The sequence below is a fragment of the Paraburkholderia solitsugae genome, assembly GCF_013177695.1.
Taxonomy (GTDB): domain Bacteria; phylum Pseudomonadota; class Gammaproteobacteria; order Burkholderiales; family Burkholderiaceae; genus Paraburkholderia; species Paraburkholderia solitsugae.
In genome coordinates this window covers 1-18,551 of the sequence record NZ_WOEY01000160.1, presented here as the reverse complement: position 1 = coordinate 18,551, position 18,551 = coordinate 1, and the positions used below count along the sequence as shown (strand labels likewise).

Annotated in this window: 17 protein-coding genes and 1 pseudogene; 10 read left to right on the top strand and 8 right to left on the bottom strand. The window is 58.6% G+C overall.

Translation table 11 applies throughout. The features are described from left to right. The first annotated feature begins 79 nt into the window (after nt 1-79). From GNZ12_RS39925 to GNZ12_RS39895, 7 genes are all read left to right on the top strand, one after another. Nucleotides 80-1,000: a LysR substrate-binding domain-containing protein gene (locus GNZ12_RS39925; RefSeq protein ID WP_172317969.1), complete on the top strand. Its 921-nt coding sequence runs from the start codon at nt 80-82 to the stop codon at nt 998-1,000. 104 nt (nt 1,001-1,104) lie between these two features. Then, the gene (locus GNZ12_RS39920; RefSeq protein ID WP_172317967.1) at nt 1,105-1,980 is read left to right on the top strand and encodes an FAS1-like dehydratase domain-containing protein; all 876 of its coding nucleotides are present in this window, start codon (nt 1,105-1,107) and stop codon (nt 1,978-1,980) included. Between the two features lie 20 nt (nt 1,981-2,000). Beyond that, nucleotides 2,001-3,161 carry an acyl-CoA dehydrogenase family protein gene (locus GNZ12_RS39915; protein ID WP_172317965.1) on the top strand — a complete coding sequence of 387 codons (1,161 nt, stop codon included), beginning with the start codon at nt 2,001-2,003 and terminating at the stop codon, nt 3,159-3,161. A 10-nt stretch (nt 3,162-3,171) separates the two neighbouring features. Then, the gene (locus GNZ12_RS39910) at nt 3,172-4,350 is read left to right on the top strand and encodes a CaiB/BaiF CoA transferase family protein (RefSeq protein WP_172317963.1); all 1,179 of its coding nucleotides are present in this window, start codon (nt 3,172-3,174) and stop codon (nt 4,348-4,350) included. 24 nt (nt 4,351-4,374) lie between these two features. Then, nucleotides 4,375-5,751: an MmgE/PrpD family protein gene (locus GNZ12_RS39905; protein ID WP_172317961.1), complete on the top strand. Its 1,377-nt coding sequence runs from the start codon at nt 4,375-4,377 to the stop codon at nt 5,749-5,751. Then, nucleotides 5,744-6,571 (top strand): HpcH/HpaI aldolase/citrate lyase family protein, encoded by an 828-nt coding sequence (locus GNZ12_RS39900; RefSeq protein WP_172317959.1) that lies wholly within the window; start codon nt 5,744-5,746, stop codon nt 6,569-6,571. Before GNZ12_RS39905 ends, GNZ12_RS39900 begins: the two co-directional genes overlap by 8 nt. A gap of 82 nt (nt 6,572-6,653) precedes the next feature. After that, nucleotides 6,654-8,132: an aldehyde dehydrogenase gene (locus GNZ12_RS39895; protein ID WP_172317957.1), complete on the top strand. Its 1,479-nt coding sequence runs from the start codon at nt 6,654-6,656 to the stop codon at nt 8,130-8,132. A 90-nt stretch (nt 8,133-8,222) separates the two neighbouring features. Here GNZ12_RS39895 and GNZ12_RS39890 read toward each other — a convergent pair whose 3' ends face one another. From GNZ12_RS39890 to GNZ12_RS39855, 8 genes are all read right to left on the bottom strand, one after another. Then, nucleotides 8,223-8,696 (bottom strand): VOC family protein, encoded by a 474-nt coding sequence (locus tag GNZ12_RS39890; protein WP_172317955.1) that lies wholly within the window; start codon nt 8,694-8,696, stop codon nt 8,223-8,225. An 80-nt stretch (nt 8,697-8,776) separates the two neighbouring features. After that, entirely contained in the window at nt 8,777-9,586 is an 810-nt protein-coding gene (locus GNZ12_RS39885) for an NAD(P)H-dependent oxidoreductase (protein WP_172317954.1), read from the bottom strand. A 405-nt stretch (nt 9,587-9,991) separates the two neighbouring features. After that, a complete protein-coding gene (locus GNZ12_RS39880) occupies nt 9,992-10,717 on the bottom strand; it encodes an ABC transporter ATP-binding protein (protein WP_172317952.1) in 726 nt (241 codons plus the stop codon). Next, a complete protein-coding gene (locus GNZ12_RS39875) occupies nt 10,710-11,561 on the bottom strand; it encodes an ABC transporter ATP-binding protein (RefSeq protein ID WP_172317950.1) in 852 nt (283 codons plus the stop codon). Before GNZ12_RS39875 ends, GNZ12_RS39880 begins: the two co-directional genes overlap by 8 nt. After that, complete coding sequence (gene livM / locus GNZ12_RS39870; RefSeq protein ID WP_172317948.1) at nt 11,558-12,844, bottom strand: high-affinity branched-chain amino acid ABC transporter permease LivM; 1,287 nt, start codon at nt 12,842-12,844, stop codon at nt 11,558-11,560. Before livM ends, GNZ12_RS39875 begins: the two co-directional genes overlap by 4 nt. Continuing rightward, nucleotides 12,844-13,761 carry a branched-chain amino acid ABC transporter permease gene (locus tag GNZ12_RS39865; RefSeq protein WP_172317946.1) on the bottom strand — a complete coding sequence of 306 codons (918 nt, stop codon included), beginning with the start codon at nt 13,759-13,761 and terminating at the stop codon, nt 12,844-12,846. The genes livM and GNZ12_RS39865 overlap by 1 nt, the downstream gene beginning before the upstream one ends. A gap of 86 nt (nt 13,762-13,847) precedes the next feature. Then, nucleotides 13,848-14,963, bottom strand: a complete 1,116-nt coding sequence (locus GNZ12_RS39860) for a branched-chain amino acid ABC transporter substrate-binding protein (protein WP_172317944.1) — start codon at nt 14,961-14,963, stop codon at nt 13,848-13,850. Nucleotides 14,964-15,213: 250 nt separating this feature from the next. Beyond that, nucleotides 15,214-15,612: a nuclear transport factor 2 family protein gene (locus GNZ12_RS39855; protein ID WP_172317942.1), complete on the bottom strand. Its 399-nt coding sequence runs from the start codon at nt 15,610-15,612 to the stop codon at nt 15,214-15,216. A gap of 80 nt (nt 15,613-15,692) precedes the next feature. On the opposite strand from GNZ12_RS39855, the gene GNZ12_RS39850 reads away from it, so the two are divergent. The 3 genes and pseudogenes from GNZ12_RS39850 to panB all read left to right on the top strand — a co-directional run bounded on the left by GNZ12_RS39850 (nt 15,693) and on the right by panB (nt 18,095). Further along, nucleotides 15,693-16,634: a LysR substrate-binding domain-containing protein gene (locus tag GNZ12_RS39850; RefSeq protein ID WP_172317991.1), complete on the top strand. Its 942-nt coding sequence runs from the start codon at nt 15,693-15,695 to the stop codon at nt 16,632-16,634. A gap of 125 nt (nt 16,635-16,759) precedes the next feature. Beyond that, the gene (locus GNZ12_RS39845) at nt 16,760-17,203 is read left to right on the top strand and encodes a PaaI family thioesterase (RefSeq protein ID WP_172317940.1); all 444 of its coding nucleotides are present in this window, start codon (nt 16,760-16,762) and stop codon (nt 17,201-17,203) included. Nucleotides 17,204-17,263: 60 nt separating this feature from the next. After that, a pseudogene (gene panB, locus GNZ12_RS39840) lies at nt 17,264-18,095 on the top strand (3-methyl-2-oxobutanoate hydroxymethyltransferase). Nucleotides 18,096-18,551 lie beyond the last annotated feature (456 nt).

Below are 18,551 nucleotides of genomic sequence, written 5' to 3'. Positions count from 1 at the left end.
ATCGAAAATACCGATTTGCGGATTTCTGCTATTTGCTACACTGAATCAACGGGGCATCTCTTCATTCGGAGCACGTATCATGGCCATGCATTTCGATCTGGTTGATCTTCGTCTCATCACATGTATTGCTGAGACGGATAGCTTGACGCGTGGCGCCGAGCGGTTTCATATGTCGGTACCCGCAGCAAGTACCCGGATCAAAAATCTCGAAGAAAGCATGGGCGCAAAACTGCTGTATCGGACCAGCCAGGGGGTGACCCTCACCCCGCCGGGTCAGGCGTTCCTACACCACGCGCGGGTCGTCCTGTCGCAGCTCGAGCAGTTGCGCGGCGACATGCAGGAGTACGCGCGCGGTATCAAAGGTCACGTGCGAATCTTTGCGAACACGACTGCCACCACTGAATTTCTTCCTAACGACCTGCGTGACTTCCTCGCCGAGCATCCCGATGTGAACGTCGAGCTTCGCGAACGGTTGAGCCATGACGTGGTGCGTGCGGTCAGTGAAGGCACGGCGGACGTCGGCATAGTGGCGGGGAATGTCCGGCCCGAATCGCTGAAAGTCCTGCCGTACCGCTCGGACCGGCTCATATTGGCCGTGTCGGAATCACACCCCCTGGCTGGAAAATCGTCCATTCCATTTGAGGACGCAACCGGGTTCGACTTCGTCGGGATGCCGGAAGCAAGCGCGATTCACACCTTTCTGAACCGCGTAGCAAGCGACATGCACAAGAAACTTCTGGTGCGAATCGAAGTGGGTAACTTCGAAGCACTGTGCCGAATGATCGAGGCTAACGTCGGGATCGGCGTGTTGCCTTGCTCGTCAGCAGTGCGCTACGTGAAGACCATGAATATCCGGCTCGTTGAAATCGAGGACGACTGGGCGACGCGCAATCTGCTGATCTGCGTTCGCAACCTTGACCTGTTGCCGTCGTTCGCGCGCGAACTCGTCGACCTCCTGACGCAGAAGTGCAAATCCGATTGCGAGTCCCAGGCGGCCTGAACCTCAGCAGTTAGTCTGCGTTTAAAGCCCTCTTCTCCACACACAAATTGTAGTCAGCAGGCCGGTGCGTCAATCTAGCGTGAACGACGCTACCCGACGACCCCATGACTGCTGAACTCAACTACCTGCGCGCCTGGATCGGCCGTACACAGGCCGAACGCGAATTCGTCTCGCCACGTCTTGCGCAGCAACTCGCCGCCACGCTGGACTATGAGGACGTCCCGCAGGCCGGCTGTCCGTTGCCTCCGCTGTGGCACTGGGCGTTTTTTCCTCACATTGTTTCGCAAGCGCAGGTTGGCGCGGACGGACATCCGCAACGCGGCGGATTCCTGCCGCCAGTACCCCTGCCCAGACGGATGTGGGCCGGCAGCCGCGTGCGGTTCGAGCGTCCACTCGTGGTCGGCAGCGAAGTCACCCGGACGTCGCAGATTCTTGACGTAGCGGCCAAGGAAGGACGCAGCGGAAAGCTCGTGTTTGTCCGTCTGCGTCACGAACTGGAAGACCTCGAGGGCCCGCTGATTTCGGAAGAGCAAGACGTTGTGTACCGCGAGTCCGCGACGACGGCGTACACCGCGGCAACCGGCCCAACCGCGCCGGCGGATTTCACGTGGAGACGGGAGATCGTGCCCGACCCGGTGCTGCTCTTTCGCTACTCCGCCGATACCTTCAACGGGCACCGCATTCACTATGACCGCACCTATGCCCAGGAACAGGAAGGCTATCCCGCGCTGGTCGTACACGGGCCGCTGACTGCGACTTTGCTGATCGATCTCCTGCGGCGCAACCTTCCTGCCGAGTCGATCGCGTCTTTCTCATTCAAAGCGGTCAACCCGCTCTTTGACCGCGCCCCCTTTTATATCTACGCGGCTCGCGCCCCCGGATCGACCGAGGTGAAGCTCTGGGCAGCCAATTCCGATGGCGTGTTGTGCGTCGATGCCGAGGCGACGCTAACGGCACCCGCGTATGTTTTTCAAAAATGAACTCCGAGGAGTAGAGACAAGTGCTAGCTAACGTTGACCCCTATCAGGACATTCGCGAAGCGGTTCGCGATCTGTGTTCCAACTTCCCTGCCGAGTATTTCCGCAAGATCGACGAGGAACGCGCCTACCCTGAGACCTTTGTGCAAGCGCTAACCGACGCCGGTTGGCTTGCGGCCCTCATTCCGCAAGAATATGGTGGCTCCGGGCTCGGCCTGACCGAAGCTTCGGTGATCATGGAAGAGATCAACCGCAGCGGTGGCAATTCCGGTGCGTGTCACGGGCAGATGTACAACATGGGGACACTGCTCAGGCACGGCTCGGCAGAGCAGAAGGCCAGATACCTTCCAGAAATCGCCAGCGGAAAGTTGCGACTTCAGTCGATGGGCGTGACCGAGCCGACGACCGGCAGCGACACCACAAAGCTCAAGACAACGGCGGTGCGCAAAGGCGACAGATATGTCGTCAACGGTCAGAAGGTGTGGATCTCCCGGATCCAGCATTCCGATCTCATGATTCTGCTCGCGCGGACCACGCCGATCGATCAGGTCGCGAAGAAATCCGAGGGCATGTCGATATTTCTGGTCGACTTGCATCAGGCTATCGGCAAAGGCATGACCGTCCGCCCTATCCCGAACATGGTGAATCACGAGACTAACGAACTCTTCTTCGACAACCTCGAGATCCCCGCCGAAAACCTCATCGGCGAAGAAGGCAAAGGCTTCAAGTACATCCTTGATGGCCTGAATGCCGAGCGGACACTGATTGCCGCTGAATGTATCGGCGACGGGTACTGGTTCCTCGACAAGGTTTGTAAGTACGTTAAAGAACGCGTCGTCTTCGGCCGCCCGATCGGACAGAACCAGGGTGTGCAGTTCCCGATCGCCCGCGCGCACGTCAACGTCGAAGCGGCGAGCTTGATGCGATATAAGGCCTGCGAGCTTTTTGACGCCAGGCAGCCCGCCGGCGCGCAAGCCAATATGGCCAAGCTACTTGCGGCTGACGCCTCCTGGGAGGCGGCCAACGCATGCCTGCAGTTCCATGGCGGCTTCGGTTTTGCGAACGAATACGACGTCGAACGCAAATTCCGCGAGACACGGCTCTATCAGGTCGCGCCGATCTCGACCAATCTCATTCTTTCGTATGTAGCCGAGCATCTGCTCGGACTGCCGCGCTCTTTCTGAGGAGACGGACATGAAACCGCTGGACGGCGTGAAGGTCATCACCCTCGAACACGCGATTGCAGCACCCTTCTGTACCCGGCAGCTTGCGGATCTTGGCGCCCGCGTGATCAAGATCGAACGCCCAGGTGTCGGGGACTTCGCGCGCGCCTACGATGAGCGCGTGCACGGCATGGCCTCGCACTTTGTATGGTGCAACCGCTCGAAGGAGAGCCTCACGCTAGACGTCAAGGCCCCGCAGGCGCAGGGGATTTTCGAGCGCCTGCTTGAGGACACCGACGTGCTGGTGCAGAACCTCGCACCCGGTGCCGCGGCGCGATTGGGTCTGTCGTATGAAGCATTGCGTGACAAGTATCCCCGCCTGATTGTCTGCAACATCTCCGGTTACGGATCCGATGGTCCCTATCGGGACAAGAAGGCATACGACTTGCTGATTCAGAGTGAGTCCGGGTTCCTGTCGATTACCGGCGGTCCGGACTCACCGGCCAAAGCTGGCTGTTCCATTGCTGACATCGCTGCAGGGATGTACGCCTACACGAACATCCTCTCCGCGCTTCTGCAACGATCGAAGACCGGCTTGGGACGGGAAATCGACGTCTCGATGCTCGAGAGCATGGTGGAGTGGATGACCTATCCCCTTTACTACGCGTTCGACGGCGCATCCCCGCCACCTCGTGCGGGCGCCGCTCACGCGACCATCTACCCCTATGGCCCCTTCCCCGCCGGCGATGCAAAGACAGTCATGCTGGGATTGCAGAACGAGCGTGAATGGGGTGTTTTCTGCTCACAGGTTCTGCTGGAACCCGAGCTCGCCGTCGATCCTCGCTTCAGTTCCAACTCGAAGCGGGTAGCAGCACGCGAGGAACTGCGCGAAATCATCGTCGCCGCATTCAGCAAACTGACTTCGGAAGAAGTCATCAGTCGGCTGGATAGCGCGCAGATCGCCAACGCGCGGATGAATGATATGCCCGACGTGTGGTCGCATCCCCAGCTTAAAGAACGCAATCGCTGGGTGAACATCGATTCCCCTGCCGGCTCCATTCCCGCCTTGCTGCCGCCAGGTATCAGTACAGCATCCGATGTTCGACTGGACGCCGTGCCCGCGTTAGGCCAACACACCGAAGCCCTTTTGAATGAACTCGGCTTTACGACGCATGCCATCCGCGAGCTTCGTGACGCGGCCGTAATCTAACTCCCCAGTCAAGGTAAGCCTGTTATGAGTAACACACAGATTCTTGCTTCGTTTGCAGCCAATCTCAAGTTTGAACAGATCCCCAAAGACGTGGTGGCACGCACAGAAGACCTCTTCCTTGACTGGTTCGGATCAGCACTGGCTGGCCGCGAAGCGCGCCCCGTCGAGACGATCCAGAAGCACGCATTCGATTTCGGGCCGCAGTCCGGTCCCTGCGAAGTACTGATCTCCCGGCGAACGACCAGCCCGCTGTTCGCGGCAATGATCAACGCCGCCGCATCGCACTTCGCTGAACAGGATGACCTTCACAACAGTTCGGTCCTGCATCCGGCAACCGTCGTCTTCCCCGCAGCGTGGGCCGCCGCGCAAGCGCTTGGCAGAAGTGGCAAAGAGTTCATCGCAGCGTCTGTCGCAGGCTATGAAGTGGGCATCCGTGTCGGTGAATTCCTCGGCCGGTCACACTACAAGATTTTTCATACTACCGGTACGGTCGGGACGATCGCGGCTGCAGCAGCAGTCGGTAATCTTTTGCGATTGAGCGACGAGCAGATGGTGAACGCGTTTGGCTCCGCCGGCACCCAAGCAGCCGGACTCTGGGAATTCTTGAAAGACGCCGCGGACTCCAAGCAGTTGCATACGGCCAAGGCTGCGTCGAACGGTCTTCTCGCAGCCTACCTGGCGGCCGACGGCTTCACCGGCGCTAAGGATATCTTCGAAGGCGCGAAAGGCATGGGGGCCGGTATGTCCACGCAAACGCATCCGGACAAACTCGCCGAAGCGCTCGGCAAGCGCTGGGCGCTGATCGAAACGTCTTTCAAGTATCACGCTTCCTGCCGGCACGCTCATCCGGCGGCCGATGCCCTGCTGCAGGTTATTCAGCGTGAAAAGCTCGTGCCGGATGACATCGAGACGGTGGTGACTCATGTTCACCAGGCCGCGATCGATGTCCTTGGACCCGTAACCGATCCAAGGACTGTCCATCAGGCGAAGTTCTCAATGGGCACCGTCCTCGCTCTGGTCGCGGAATTCGGCCACGCGGGCGTACGTGAGTTCGACGGCCATTACAAGGAAAGCCGGATCGCGCACTTCTGCAAAAAGGTTTCGATGGTGCTCGACCCTGAAGTCGATACGGCCTATCCGTCACGTTGGATTGGAAAGGTCATCGTTCAGACGAAGGATGGCCGCAGCTTCGAGGGCCGCGTGGATGATCCCAAGGGCGATCCAGGCAACACGCTCACGCGCGCTGAACTCGAACACAAAACGATCACGCTGGGTTTGTATGGCAATGCGGCTACTGAAGACGAACTCAAGCGCTCCATCGCGTCGGTATGGACGATTACCGATGCAACCGTCGTACCCAAACTGCTCCCCGAATCGGAACTGGAGGCTCAACATGGCTGACCTTGCACCCCGCTCCTATCTCTTCGTTCCCGGCAACCGACCGGACAGATTTGCCAAGGCGGCTGCGTCGGGCGTCGATGTTGTCGTTATCGATCTGGAGGATGCAGTGCCGCCCACCGAGAAGAAGATCGCACGGGCGGCCCTCGCCGAGTGGCTGTCGACAAACAGTACGCCGGTGGCGGTCCGTGTGAATGATGTGAATAGCGAATGGTTTCGCGACGACATCGCCGTCTGCCGTGCGCCATCCGTCGCCGCCGTCATGCTGCCCAAGACGGAACGCATCGACGATATCTTCCTGTGCGAGTTCGCCGGCAAGCCGACCGACATCCTGCCGATGGTCGAGACCGCTCAGGGTTTTCGGAATGTGGTCGCTATCGCCCAGCACCGGCTGACCACTCGACTCGTATTCGGCAATGTGGATTTCCAGCTCGACCTCGGCATTGACGGCGACGATGAGCAGCTTCTGTACTTCCGCTCACAGATCGTCTTCGCCTCTCGCATCGGCAACCTGCTTCCACCGGTGGACGGGGTCAGTACCACGCTCGACGATCCCGAGCAGATCACGCGCGACACGATCCGTGCAAAGCGGCTCGGCTTCGGCGCCAAGCTTTGCATTCATCCAAGGCAAGTGGCTGCGGTCAATGCGGCGTTCGTCCCCAGCGAGAAGGATGTCGAATGGGCGCACCGGGTTGTCGAAGGTGCGGTTGCATCTCACGGAGCGGCCGTTGCGGTGGATGGCCGCATGGTAGACCGACCGGTCATTTTGAAGGCGCAGGAAATCCTGGCCGAGTCCCAGCGACGTCTGCCTCTTGGCGCCTGATTGAAGATTAACAGCAGCATCTTACATGGGACCGGAGTAAGCGCTGAAGCGCTAACTCCGGTCGACAAAGGAGACGAAAGTCATGCAACGGTTTGAGATGTATATCAACGGCGAATCATGCCAATCAGCTTCGGGCGAATGGTTCGATACGGAAAACCCGTTCACGGGAGAAACCTGGGCCCAGATTGCAAAAGGCAACGGGACCGACGTCGATCGAGCCGTGCAAGCGGCGCATGCCGCATTCGGTACTGGACCATGGTCACAGATGTCCCCGAGCCAGCGAGGCCTGCTGCTTCATCGGGTCGGTGATCTGATCGCGCGAGACGCCAAGCGGCTTGCAGAGCTCGAAGTACGGGACAACGGTAAGCTCATGGCGGAGATGCTCGGACAGTGCCAGTATTTGCCCCAGTGGCATTACTATTTTGGCGGTCTGGCGGACAAGATTCAGGGCGCCGTCATTCCGCTCGACAAGAAAGGCTATTTCAACTTCACCCGCAACGAACCGCTGGGTGTCGTCGCCGCAATCACGCCGTGGAACTCGCCGCTTTTGCTAGCCACGTGGAAGATTGCGCCCGCGTTGGCCGCAGGCTGCACGGTTGTGATCAAACCGTCCGAGTTCACTTCGGCGTCCACGATCGAGTTTGCGAAACTCTTCGCCGAAGCCGGTTTTCCGCCAGGCGTAGTGAACGTCGTGACCGGATTCGGTGCGGACGTCGGCTCGCCTTTGGTGGAACACCCCCTGGTCAAGAAGATCACGTTCACCGGCGCAGATTCCACAGGCCGTGCAATCAACGAGGCGGCAGCACGTCAATTCAAACACGTTAGTCTCGAACTCGGCGGCAAGTCACCCAACATCGTGTTCGAGGATGCCGACCTGGAAGACGCAGTGAATGGCGCGGTTTCCGGCATCTTCGCCGCGACCGGACAGACCTGTATTGCCGGTTCGCGGCTGTTGTTGCAAGAAAGCATCTACGACACGTTCGTCGACAAACTCCTGACGCTGGCACGCACAGCGAAAATGGGTGATCCGTCGAGTATGGATACGCAGGTCGGGCCGGTAACGACGCGCCCTCAATACCAGAAGGTCCTGTCTTACATTGAAACCGCAAAGCAGGAAGGCGCGACGTTGCTGCTCGGTGGAAAGCCAGGCAGTGCACCGGAATGCGGCAATGGCTGGTTCGTCGAGCCAACCATTTTCGGTAACGTCAACAACAGGATGCGCATCGCTCAGGAGGAAGTCTTTGGTCCCATCCTTTCAATCATCAAATTCAAGGACGAAGACGACGCGGTTGCACTGGCCAATGATGTACGCTTCGGACTAGGATCAGGTGTCTGGACGAAGGATATCGGCCGGTCCATTCGTGTCGCTGAAAAGCTCCAGGCCGGCATGGTCTGGGTGAACAGCTATCGCGCCGTGAGCTACATGTCGCCGTTCGGCGGCTACAAGGATTCGGGACTCGGTCGCGAGAACGGCGTCGACGCGATCCGCGAGTATCTGCAAACGAAGAGCGTCTGGATCAATACCGGGATCAAGACTGCGAACCCGTTCGTCATGAGATAAAAGTGACGATGCCCCGCGGCGTACCGCGGGGCATTTCTGAATTCGATCAGGACGAGTGGGGTAACGAAAGAATCATGCAGCAAGTGGGTTTCAGGACTTGATTCCTTGCGTTGCCTTGGTACTCGGCGCCCGAACCTCCAACGTGACTCCGGCGCCTTCGTTGACCGTCTTGAAGTACGTGAAGCCGCTTCGATCTTCGAGACGCCCGCGTGCCAGGACATCCAATCCGGCGCTCGCGGCCTGTTCCTCCGCCTTGTCACAGCTCTCGACGGAGAAGCCGAGATGAAACACGCCCTCGCCGCGCGACTCCAGGAAACGTCGTTGCGGCGTGTCTCCGTCGCCCGGCTGGCAAAGCTGCAACTGGGCGTTGTCGATGTTCGCGAACTTATAACGCATCTTCAGAAAAGCTGGACGATCGTAGCCGTCCAGCTCATATGCATCCAGCGGCGGAAAATCCGTCCACGGACCGACTCCAATCGACTCGTAATACTTCACGGCCTTCTCAATGTCACGAACCACGATGCAGACGTGGTGCAGCTTCTGAAACATGGGCAGCTTTTCCATGGTGCGTTTCACTCCTGATCAGTTTTGATGCTGGGCCGCAGAAGCTGTCGAAAGCAGCTGCGGCCCGACGCCACACCGGATCATCCCACGTTCGCAATCTTCTTCGGCGTGTACGTTTCTGCCGCATCGGCATGCGACTGGCCGACGGCCGGGTTCCATTGGAAGCCGGAACGGGCCACGACACCTGGCTTCAGACGTTGGTCCGGCCCAAAGTCCGCAAAGGGATGGAAGAACAAGGGCTCCGTGCTCTCGAGCGCACGCAACCGCGCTGCGTAGACGTCGAGGTAAGCTTGCCGCTCCTCGGCGCTCACGCGGCCAGGCATCCAGGACACATGCGGCGGCAGCACATCGAAGCCAAGGTAATTGAAGATCCCGTTGTGGATCGGCCAGAGAATGTGATTGATATCACCGTCGACACCGTCCGGCTCGTAGAGGCTCGCGGCCGTTCCCGTCGTGGTCGAAACCATTGCCTTGCGGCCCCTGAACATACCGGTCTCGTATTTTCGCCCGGTTGCATAGGCGAATCCGCGGGTCATCACGCGATCCACCCAGCCCTTCAGGATCGCGGGCATCCCGAACCACCACATCGGATACTGGAAAATAATCAGATCGGACCAGAGCACCTTCTGCTGCTCGGCGGAGACATCCGGTGTCGGTTTCGTGGACGTCCCGAACATATGTTCCTGTTCCGCCGAAAGATCGAGGAAGTCAGGGTTGAGACGCTCACCCACGAAGTCTTCGACGCCGAGCTCGGGCCGCCACTTCAGTTGATACAGGTCGGTTACCTGAACCTCGTGGCCCTGCGCTTTCAGGGTCGAGACCGCGGTGTCTTTCAGCGCACCGTTGAACGACTTGGGTTCGGGGTGAGCGAAAACGATGAGCACTTTCATGCGAAAACTCCACAAAAAACCAGTTCATTGAGCGTGCGGGCCGGTGGCCTGCACTTGAATTCGTTCCGTATATGCCGCCATCGTCCCGTGTAGCCCCATGTAGTCCCGTTAGGCAGGCTCATGGATCGGCCTCATTCTGGAACGCAATCCGGTGGCGGCGATCGATTCGGTTTACAGCATTCTGGATCTTTGCGAAATTCCGGTCTTGAGAGGGCTCGGCTAATTTTCGCGGAATTCTGCACATTTCTTGAGAATAGGCGCCCCTACGCCGGCCGGGTAACCCCTTTTTTTTCATGGTGTTCAACTCATCTGCTGGCGCCGTGGCTCTGCGGAGAATGGCCGCAATTCCGTTGCCCCGAACCTCGAAAAGTAGGGGCAAGCGGCCCGCGCCCTCCGGATCACCGTTCAGGCCGCATCCAGTTGAGAAGTATCGCCCTCCAGATACGCGGCCCGCACGGCTGGGTTGGCCAGCAGTTCGGCACCTCTCCCTTCGAGGGCAATCTGACCATGCTGGAGAACATACCCGCGATGCGCCACGCGCAAAGCGTGGTGAGCGTTCTGTTCGACAAGCAGAATCGTCATCCCGAGCTGCTCGTTCAACTCCTTGATGACCGAAAAAATCTTCTTGATGAAGATCGGCGCGAGACCAAGCGACGGCTCATCGAGTAGCAGCAATCTCGGCTGCGACATCAATGCGCGGCCTATCGCGAGCATCTGCTGCTCCCCTCCTGACAGTGTGCCGGCACGCTGCGAAGCTCGGCTTCTCAGGATCGGGAACATCTCATACATGCGCTCGAGGTCATCCGCGGTTCGGCGATTGCCCGACGTATCGCCCATCAGGAGATTCTCGAGCACGGTCATCCGCTGAAAGATGCGACGCCCCTCGGGCACCACCGCAATATCGAGTTTGCCGATCGCATGCGATGGCAGATTCGAAATATTCTGTCCGTCGAATTCGACCTTGCCGCCGCTGGCCCGCGGATAGCCGAAAATGGTATTCATCAGCGTCGACTTGCCTGCGCCGTTCGCACCGATCAACGTGACGATCTCGCCGGTCTTCACGCCAAGGCTCACCCCGCGTAGCGCCTGGACGCTGCCATAGTGAGCACTGAGTTCGGTAATCTTAAGCATGAGCTGATTTCTCCTGCGATGCTTTACCGAGTGGCGACGTCTCGTCGTCCTCGCCAAGGTATGCGCTGATCACCTCAGGATTCACCTTGATGTCAGCAGGCAAGCCTTCTGCAATTTTCTTTCCGTGATTGAGCACGACAATATGGTCTGAAACCTTCATCACGACGCTCATATCGTGCTCGATCAACAATATGCCGATACCCTGCTCCCTGGCGAGCGAGGTCAACAACGCGGTGAGTTCGGCCGATTCACGCGGATTGAGGCCGGCAGCCGGCTCATCGAGGCAAAGGAGAATGGGGTTCGCGCACATCGCGCGCGCGATCTCGACGCGGCGCTGCACCCCATACGGCATCTCGCCGACAGGTTTGTTGGCTATATCTCGAACGTCTAATCGCTCGAGCCACGTCAAAGCGTTTTCTATCGCCTTGTCGTTCGCGCGTCGAAACGACCTCGCATTGAGTGCGCCAGCAATCGAGAACCTAGACGCGTCCTGCAAGACATTGTGCTGGGCGATCATCAGGTTTTCGAGCACGGTCATACGCGGGAACAGCCGTATGTTCTGGAACGTTCTGACGACCTGTCCAACCCGTGCCACGTCGACATTCTTCATCGCATTCAGCCTGAGCTTCCCATGACGGGGATGCCCCAACGTGATGGCCCCTTTGGTCGGCTTATAAAAGCCCGTCAGGCAGTTGAAAAACGTCGTCTTTCCGGCTCCGTTCGGCCCGATCACCGACGTCACCTCTCCTGCGCGCGCCGTCATAGACAGGTCTTCGATCGCGCGAAGTCCGCCGAACTGCATCGTCAGATTTTCAACGCTGAGCAGCGAAGTGGAGGCGTTCATCGTTTTGCCTCCACGCGAGGCGCGCTGACAGTCGCACGGCGATGGCTGATCAGCCCGCCGGGCCGCACGACCATGATAAAGACCATTGCAACACCGAAAAGCAGCATTCTGTACTCGGAGAAATCACGCCCCAACTCGGGCAAAATCACCAGCAAGGCTGCCGCAAGGACGACGCCGAGCTGGCTCCCCATACCGCCGAGCACCACGATCGCGAGAATCGTGGCCGACTCCGAAAAGGTGAAGCTCTCGGGCGAAATGAAACCCTGCCGCGCTGCGAAGAACACGCCGGCGAATCCCGCCAGCATGGCACCCGTCGCAAAGGCGGACAGTTTCACATTGGTTACGTTGATGCCCATTGCTTTGCAGGCGATCTCGTCTTCGCGCACCGCTTCCCACGCGCGCCCAACGGGCAGCCGTCTGAGCCGCGAGACGAGGAGGTTCGTCAGCAGCGCAAGTGCGAGGATCAGGTAGTACAGAAAGACGACTCGCTGGCCGGGCGAGTAATCAAGGCCAAACACGGTCGCGAAGGTCGGACCGTCGCCAGATGCCTGCATGGGGAGCCCGAAGAAGGTCGGCTTCGGAATGGACGAGATGCCGTTGGGCCCGCCTGTGAGGTCTCCCCAATTCACGAGCACCAACCGTATGATTTCCCCAAATCCAAGCGTGACGATGGCTAGATAGTCGCCTCTGAGCCGGAGTGTCGGGTATCCAAGCAACATGCCGAACGCCGCAGCGAGGCCACCGGCGATCGGCAAACACTGCCAGAAACCAAAGCCAAAATGCGTCGACAACAGGCCGTATGTGTACGCGCCCACCGCATAGAACGCGACATAACCGAGGTCCAGCAGCCCCGCCAGACCGACGACGACATTCAAGCCCCAGCCAAGCATGACGTAAATAAGTACGGTCGTCGCTGTATCGACGACGTAGCGGTTTCCAGCAAACAACGCAGGCAACAGCACGGCGAACGCCACGCATCCGGCGCCGGCCCAGACAAGCGAGCCGTTACCCGCAACTTGAGGAGCGGGTCTGGCGCGCGACCGACGTTTTGAAAAAAGACTAAAACGCTGCAGCAAAAGCTGCATGACGACGCGCCCTGCAAATGAGATCGCAATGAAAGCCGCCAGCAGCGCCCATCGCGTCTGAACCTCGAGACCATTGGTCCCGTCTCGCGTAGTCAAACCCAACATAGGCAAGCCGACCAGGCCCGCGACCAGCGCCGCGCCAAGTGCATCCTTGAGACGGAAATGTAGATTCGTTTCTTGCATGACTGTCGAGCTCATCACACCTTCTCCACTTCGGGTCGGCCGAGAAGCCCGGATGGACGAAACATCAGGACCACAATCAGAATCACGAACGTGGCCACATCCTTGTATTCGGGCGAGAGGTAGGCAGCCCAGAATGCTTCGATCAAACCGATGATCACACCGCCCAGCATTGCCCCGGGAATCGAGCCGATTCCGCCGAGCACAGCTGCGGTAAACGCCTTGATACCGGCATCGAATCCAATCGAGAAGTCGATCACGCCGTAGTAGAGCGTGACCATAACGCCTGCGACGGCAGCCAGGGCGGCGCCGATCATAAACGTCAGGGCGATGATCCGATCCACGTTGTAACCGAGGAACTGCATCATCCGTTGGTCCTGCTCACAGGCTCGCTGCTGTCTGCCAAAAGGTGTTTTATTGATGAACAACGTGAAGGCGCACATCAGCAGAATCGTTACTGCAACGATGAGAATTTGCACGTACGAAACGTATGGCCCGTGAAATTGGTCACCGGAGAAAAGGTTCACTCCTCCCGTCACGAGTGGCTGGATGGACTTGACTCGTGCGCCTTGAGTCAGCTGAACCATGTTCTGCAGGAAAATCGAAATCCCGATCGACGAAATCAGCGGCGCAAGACGATTGGATCCGCGCAGCGGCCGATAGCCGACACGTTCGACGGTCCAGCCGAATACGGACGTCAGTGCGATCGATACGATCAGCGTAATGGCAATGCTCGCCGCGACTGACGAGATTCCGCTGCCAGCAAGCAGCGTGAAGCAGGTCACGGCGATAAAGGCGCTGACCATGTATATATCGCCGTGAGCGAAGTTGATCATGCCGATAATGCCGTAGACCATCGTGTAGCCGATCGCAATCAGGCCGTAGACGGCGCCCAAGGTCAGCCCATTAATTAGTTGTTGCAGTGCCTGGTTCATGTCCTCTCCGGTGAATCTGCTACAGAGGCGGCGCAGTAGAGCGACGCGCCGCCTCTTTCCGTGCTACGTAGACTGGACAGAACGTGTCACTTCACATAGTCGTAGCTGTTGCCCTTCCAGCGGTAGACCACATAACCCGGGCTTTTCAGATCACCTTTCGCGTCGAAGTCCACTTGACCGACCACCGTGCTGAACGATGCGTTGTGAAGCTGCTTCACGATCGCCGCGTAGTCGGTGGAGTTGGCCTTCTTCGCGGCCTCGGCGAAAACCTGCATGGCGGCGTACGAGTACAGCATGTAGCCTTCCGGCTCGATCTTCTGCGCGCGAAAGGCCGCCACCACCTTTGCAGCGGCAGCACTCTTACGCGGGTCGGGCGGGAAGGTGAACAGGACCTTGTCGATTTCCGGCCCTGCGGCAGTCACCAGTTCATTGTTCGTCAGCGTGTCGCCGCCGAGGACCGTCAGGTTGAGCCCGGCCTGCGCCGCCTGCCGCAGAATCAGTGCGACTTCCTGATAGTAGCCGCCGTAAGCAAGAATCTGAATGCCGTTCGCCTTCAGTTTGCTGATCAAACCGGAGTAGTCCTTTTCACCGGCCGTGATCGACTGGCGTAGCGCCACGGGTGTCTGCTTCGCCGCCAGATCTTTTGCAATCTCGTCCGCAAGACCGCCGCCATACGCCGTCTTGTCATCAATGACGGCGATTTTCTTGCCCTTGAAGTTCGCGGTGATGTAGTCCGCCGCAACCTGCCCCTGCTGGTCGTCCCTGCCCGTGATGCGGAAAATCCCCTTAATGCCGCGTTCCGTAATTTTGGGGTTGGTCGATACCGTTACCTGCGGAATCTGCGCGTCGTTGTAGACATCGGAAGCGGGCAACGTGGAACTGGAGCACCAGTGGCCATCGACGAACGCCACCTTCTTGTTGACGAAACTGTTGGCAACGGAAACCGCCTGCTTGGGATCGCAGACGTCATCGCCGACGACCAGGTCGAGCTGCTGTCCAAGCAAACCCCCTGCCGCGTTGATGTCCTTCACTGCCTGTTCCGCGCCCTTGCGAAACTGGTCGCCCCCCGACGCGTACTCCCCCGTCATCGGACCCGCCACGCCCACCACGACGCTGGCGTCCGCTGTGGCCGAGCAGGCCAGAGCCATCCCGCCCATGCTGAGTGCCGCACCTAATTTAACCAATCCTTTCCGGCCGTTCATAACCATCTCCAAGAGCAGGCTTCGATGCAGGAACGAACAGGTCTCGGCTATCGTTCCTGAGTGTCGCCTCGCGTTCGTTCACGAGGTAGAACGCAGGTTGCCGACACCAAAAACAGCTTGGAATTTGATTGTTCGAAAGCGGGGATTAGGTGCAGCCTAAAGATGCGGAACACCGCGTTGTATGCGCGGCAAAGCGCACAATTCAGCGGTGCGACCAGAGACATGACCGAGTAAACGACTAGTCGGCAAACTACGCGTACTTATCGCCGACCGTGCTGCGGATAGGATAAGTGTCGTACACAATTATCATGCGCTCGACCAGCCCGTTGGCGTCGAACTCGAACACATCGACGCACTCGAAGCTCACCGCGGAACCGTCTTTCAGCACCCAATCGTAGATGAAGTAACCCGTCGCACGCCGAGCGCCCGTTGTGCTCACGCAGATGTCGATAGGCCTGATCGTGCTCTGTCCCGATGCTTCGCTGACTTTGGCAAAGAACGGTGCAGCTTGCATCGAACCGAGAAACGGCGAGAAAATCTGTGCGTCCGGTGCAAACAGGGCGCAGATCGCGGCGACGTCGCCGCGCTCCAACTCCTTGAGGTAGGTGCGAACCTGCTGCGTATAGAGTAATTCGGGTGACGACACCACAGTAACCTCCGATAATTCGTTAAAGATGCGGCCCGGTCAAACGAGCACGCCCCTGGTTGAAACACAATAGCGACGCGCCGATGACCGAACAATCGAAAAATCCGCAAGCGGGGTATGCAACCGGAACATACCCGCTGGCAGATCTGACCCGCCCCCTGCCGTCGCTAGCCGGATTTCAGGCGTTCGTCGCTGCGGCGTCTCTCGGCAGCGTGAGTAAGGCCGCAGATCATCTGTGCCGCACGCAGGGCGCGGTCAGTCGGCAGATCCAGCAACTGGAAGCGCACTATCAATGTGCGCTGTTCGTGCGTCATGCGTCGGGGCTGGCATTGACCGCAGAGGGGGACACGCTGCTGACGGTGGCAGTCCAAGTGCTGACGCAGCTCGTTCAGCATGCTGCAATTCAGCATGGCGCGGCGTCGGTGATCACGGTGCGGTTACCGTCCACGTTTGCGATTCGCTGGTTGCTCCCGCGGCTGGCAAAGATCAACAATGCGCTGGGCGGCACTGAGCTGCGCATCTCGACATCCGCTGACGACATGCCGGATTTCACCGCGCCGGATGTCGACGCCGTTGTCGTGCGTGGCACCGGACAGTGGATGGGCGTAGAAGCGGTACCGCTGTTTGCCGAAACGCTCGCGCCAATGTGCACACCCGCATTGGCTGCGTCTCTCAGATCGGTCGCCGATCTTGCGGACGCGACGTTGCTCCATCCTGGACCTGGTTATGCGGAATGGCGTGGTTGGCTTGATAGTGTCGGGGCGACGTACATCAATGCTCGACAGGGGCTTGTATTCGATACACTTGAATTGACGCTCACTGCCGCAGCAGAAGGTCATGGGGTTGCAATCGGCGATCCACGCATGGCGCAAGAAAGACTTAATGCGGGTTCCCTCATGACGCCGTTTCGCGAGGTAGTGCGAAACGGTGCGTCGTACTTTCTGGTATATCCATCTCAACGTGCGGCTCAGCCGAAGATTCGTGCCCTTGCCGACATCCTCGTGCGGCTGGCGCGAGAAGAGTGACTTACGCAAGTGCGCCAAACAAAAAAGCAATCACCACATGCGTCCGCAGATCCGTCGGTCGCGTCATTGGCACCGGATCCGCTCGCCGCGCGCGATGATATGAAATTTACCAATACAATCCCTTCATGACACATATACCCGACTCCCTCTTCGCCGAACGCATTCGCGCCAGCTTCATGCGCCAGAATGCGATGACGTTGATCCAGGCGACTTTGCCCGTGATTGAACACGGCCACACCGAAATTCACCTACCCGTTTGGAGTGGTGTCGAGCAGCAGCACGGCTTCGTACATGGCGGCGTGGTGGGTATGATTGCCGACTCCGCTGGCGGCTACGCTGCGATGACCTTGGTGCCGGCCAGTGCGTCCGTATTGACTGTCGAATACAAGATGAATCTGGTCGCTCCGGCCGACGGCGAAATCCTGATCGCCCGTGGCCAGGTTGTCCGCCCCGGTCGTACGCTAATCGTCACTCAGGCAGAGGTATTCGCTGTCAAAGACGGCCATGAAACGCTTTGTGCACTAATGCAACAAACGATCATGGTGATGTACGACAAGGTGGAGAAGTAGGACCAGGTGGACTGGAGGCAGTCCAGCAAGTGTGAACTTCTTCAACATCGAGTAAAGAATATGTCTGGATATCTTCAAGAAGGCCAAAGCACCGTACGCAGCGAAGTGATCACCGTGCCTTCACTATTGAATATGAAAAGTGCAGGCGAAAAGATCGCGATGCTGACCTGCTACGACGCCAGCTTCGCTTCGCTGATGGACCGCTGTGGCGTTGATGTGATGCTAGTAGGGGATTCACTTGGCAACGTGTTGCAGGGGCACAGCACGACATTGCCGGTCACACTTGCGGATATTGCTTATCACACGGCGTCTGTCACCCGAGGGAACCGATCCGCATTGGTGGCCGCGGACATGCCATTCGGTACCTATGCAACTCCGCAGTCTGCATTCGACAACGCGGTGAAACTCATGCAGGCAGGTGCGCATATGGTCAAACTCGAAGGGGGAGCCTGGCTGGTCGATACCGTGAAATTTCTCACTGAACGTGGTGTACCCGTTTTCGCTCATCTGGGCTTGACGCCGCAGTCCGTGCATCGACTCGGTGGATTCAAGGTACAGGGTAAAAAAAGCGGAAGACGCAGAGCAATTGAAAGCCGATGCTATGGCACTGCAGGCAGCAGGCGCATCTCTCCTCCTCCTTGAGGCCATTCCGACCTCACTAGGCAAGGAGGTGACGGTGATGCTAGACATCCCGACCATTGGTATTGGCGCTGGTCCGGACTGTTCGGGTCAAGTGCTCGTGATGCACGACATGTTGGGTGTGTTCCCCGGCAAAACTGCTCGCTTCGTGCGTAACTTCATGGACGGGCAGTCGAGCATCGAAGGAGCGATCGGTGCCTATATCGAGGCGGTGAAGAACAAACGCTTCCCTGCGCCGGAACACTGCTTTTAAGCAGCGCCACGTCAAACGATTTCGTCTTCATATCACGTAGGACCGCGCACCGCTTCTGCGCCGGCAACCGTCGATTTGAATGCCAGCGCCATGACGCCTGAAAATTTATTGAGGAAATTTAAACCTCTCTCCCACTCGATCGTCAATCGATGACTGGGATCCCTGTGGAGACGGCCTTTCCGCCTGGTCGGATAGCGGTGATACCGTCAGCGATACCCTCAGGCACTTCCCAACGCGATCCGGGTAGAGTTTGAGGAAGCCATGATTCTAACCGTGGCCGCGACTCCGACCAGAAAACATGCAGAGCGTGCTGCAACGACGGTGAGCGAAACTGAGATTGACCCGCTTCGACGGACAGATTTGCATTTGAGTCTTACAGCGGCACGTGTCCTCCATTCGGTGTTGCTTCGCGGGTTGTCCACGGGCGGGCGGCGGGTCGGATATCACGACCACGAC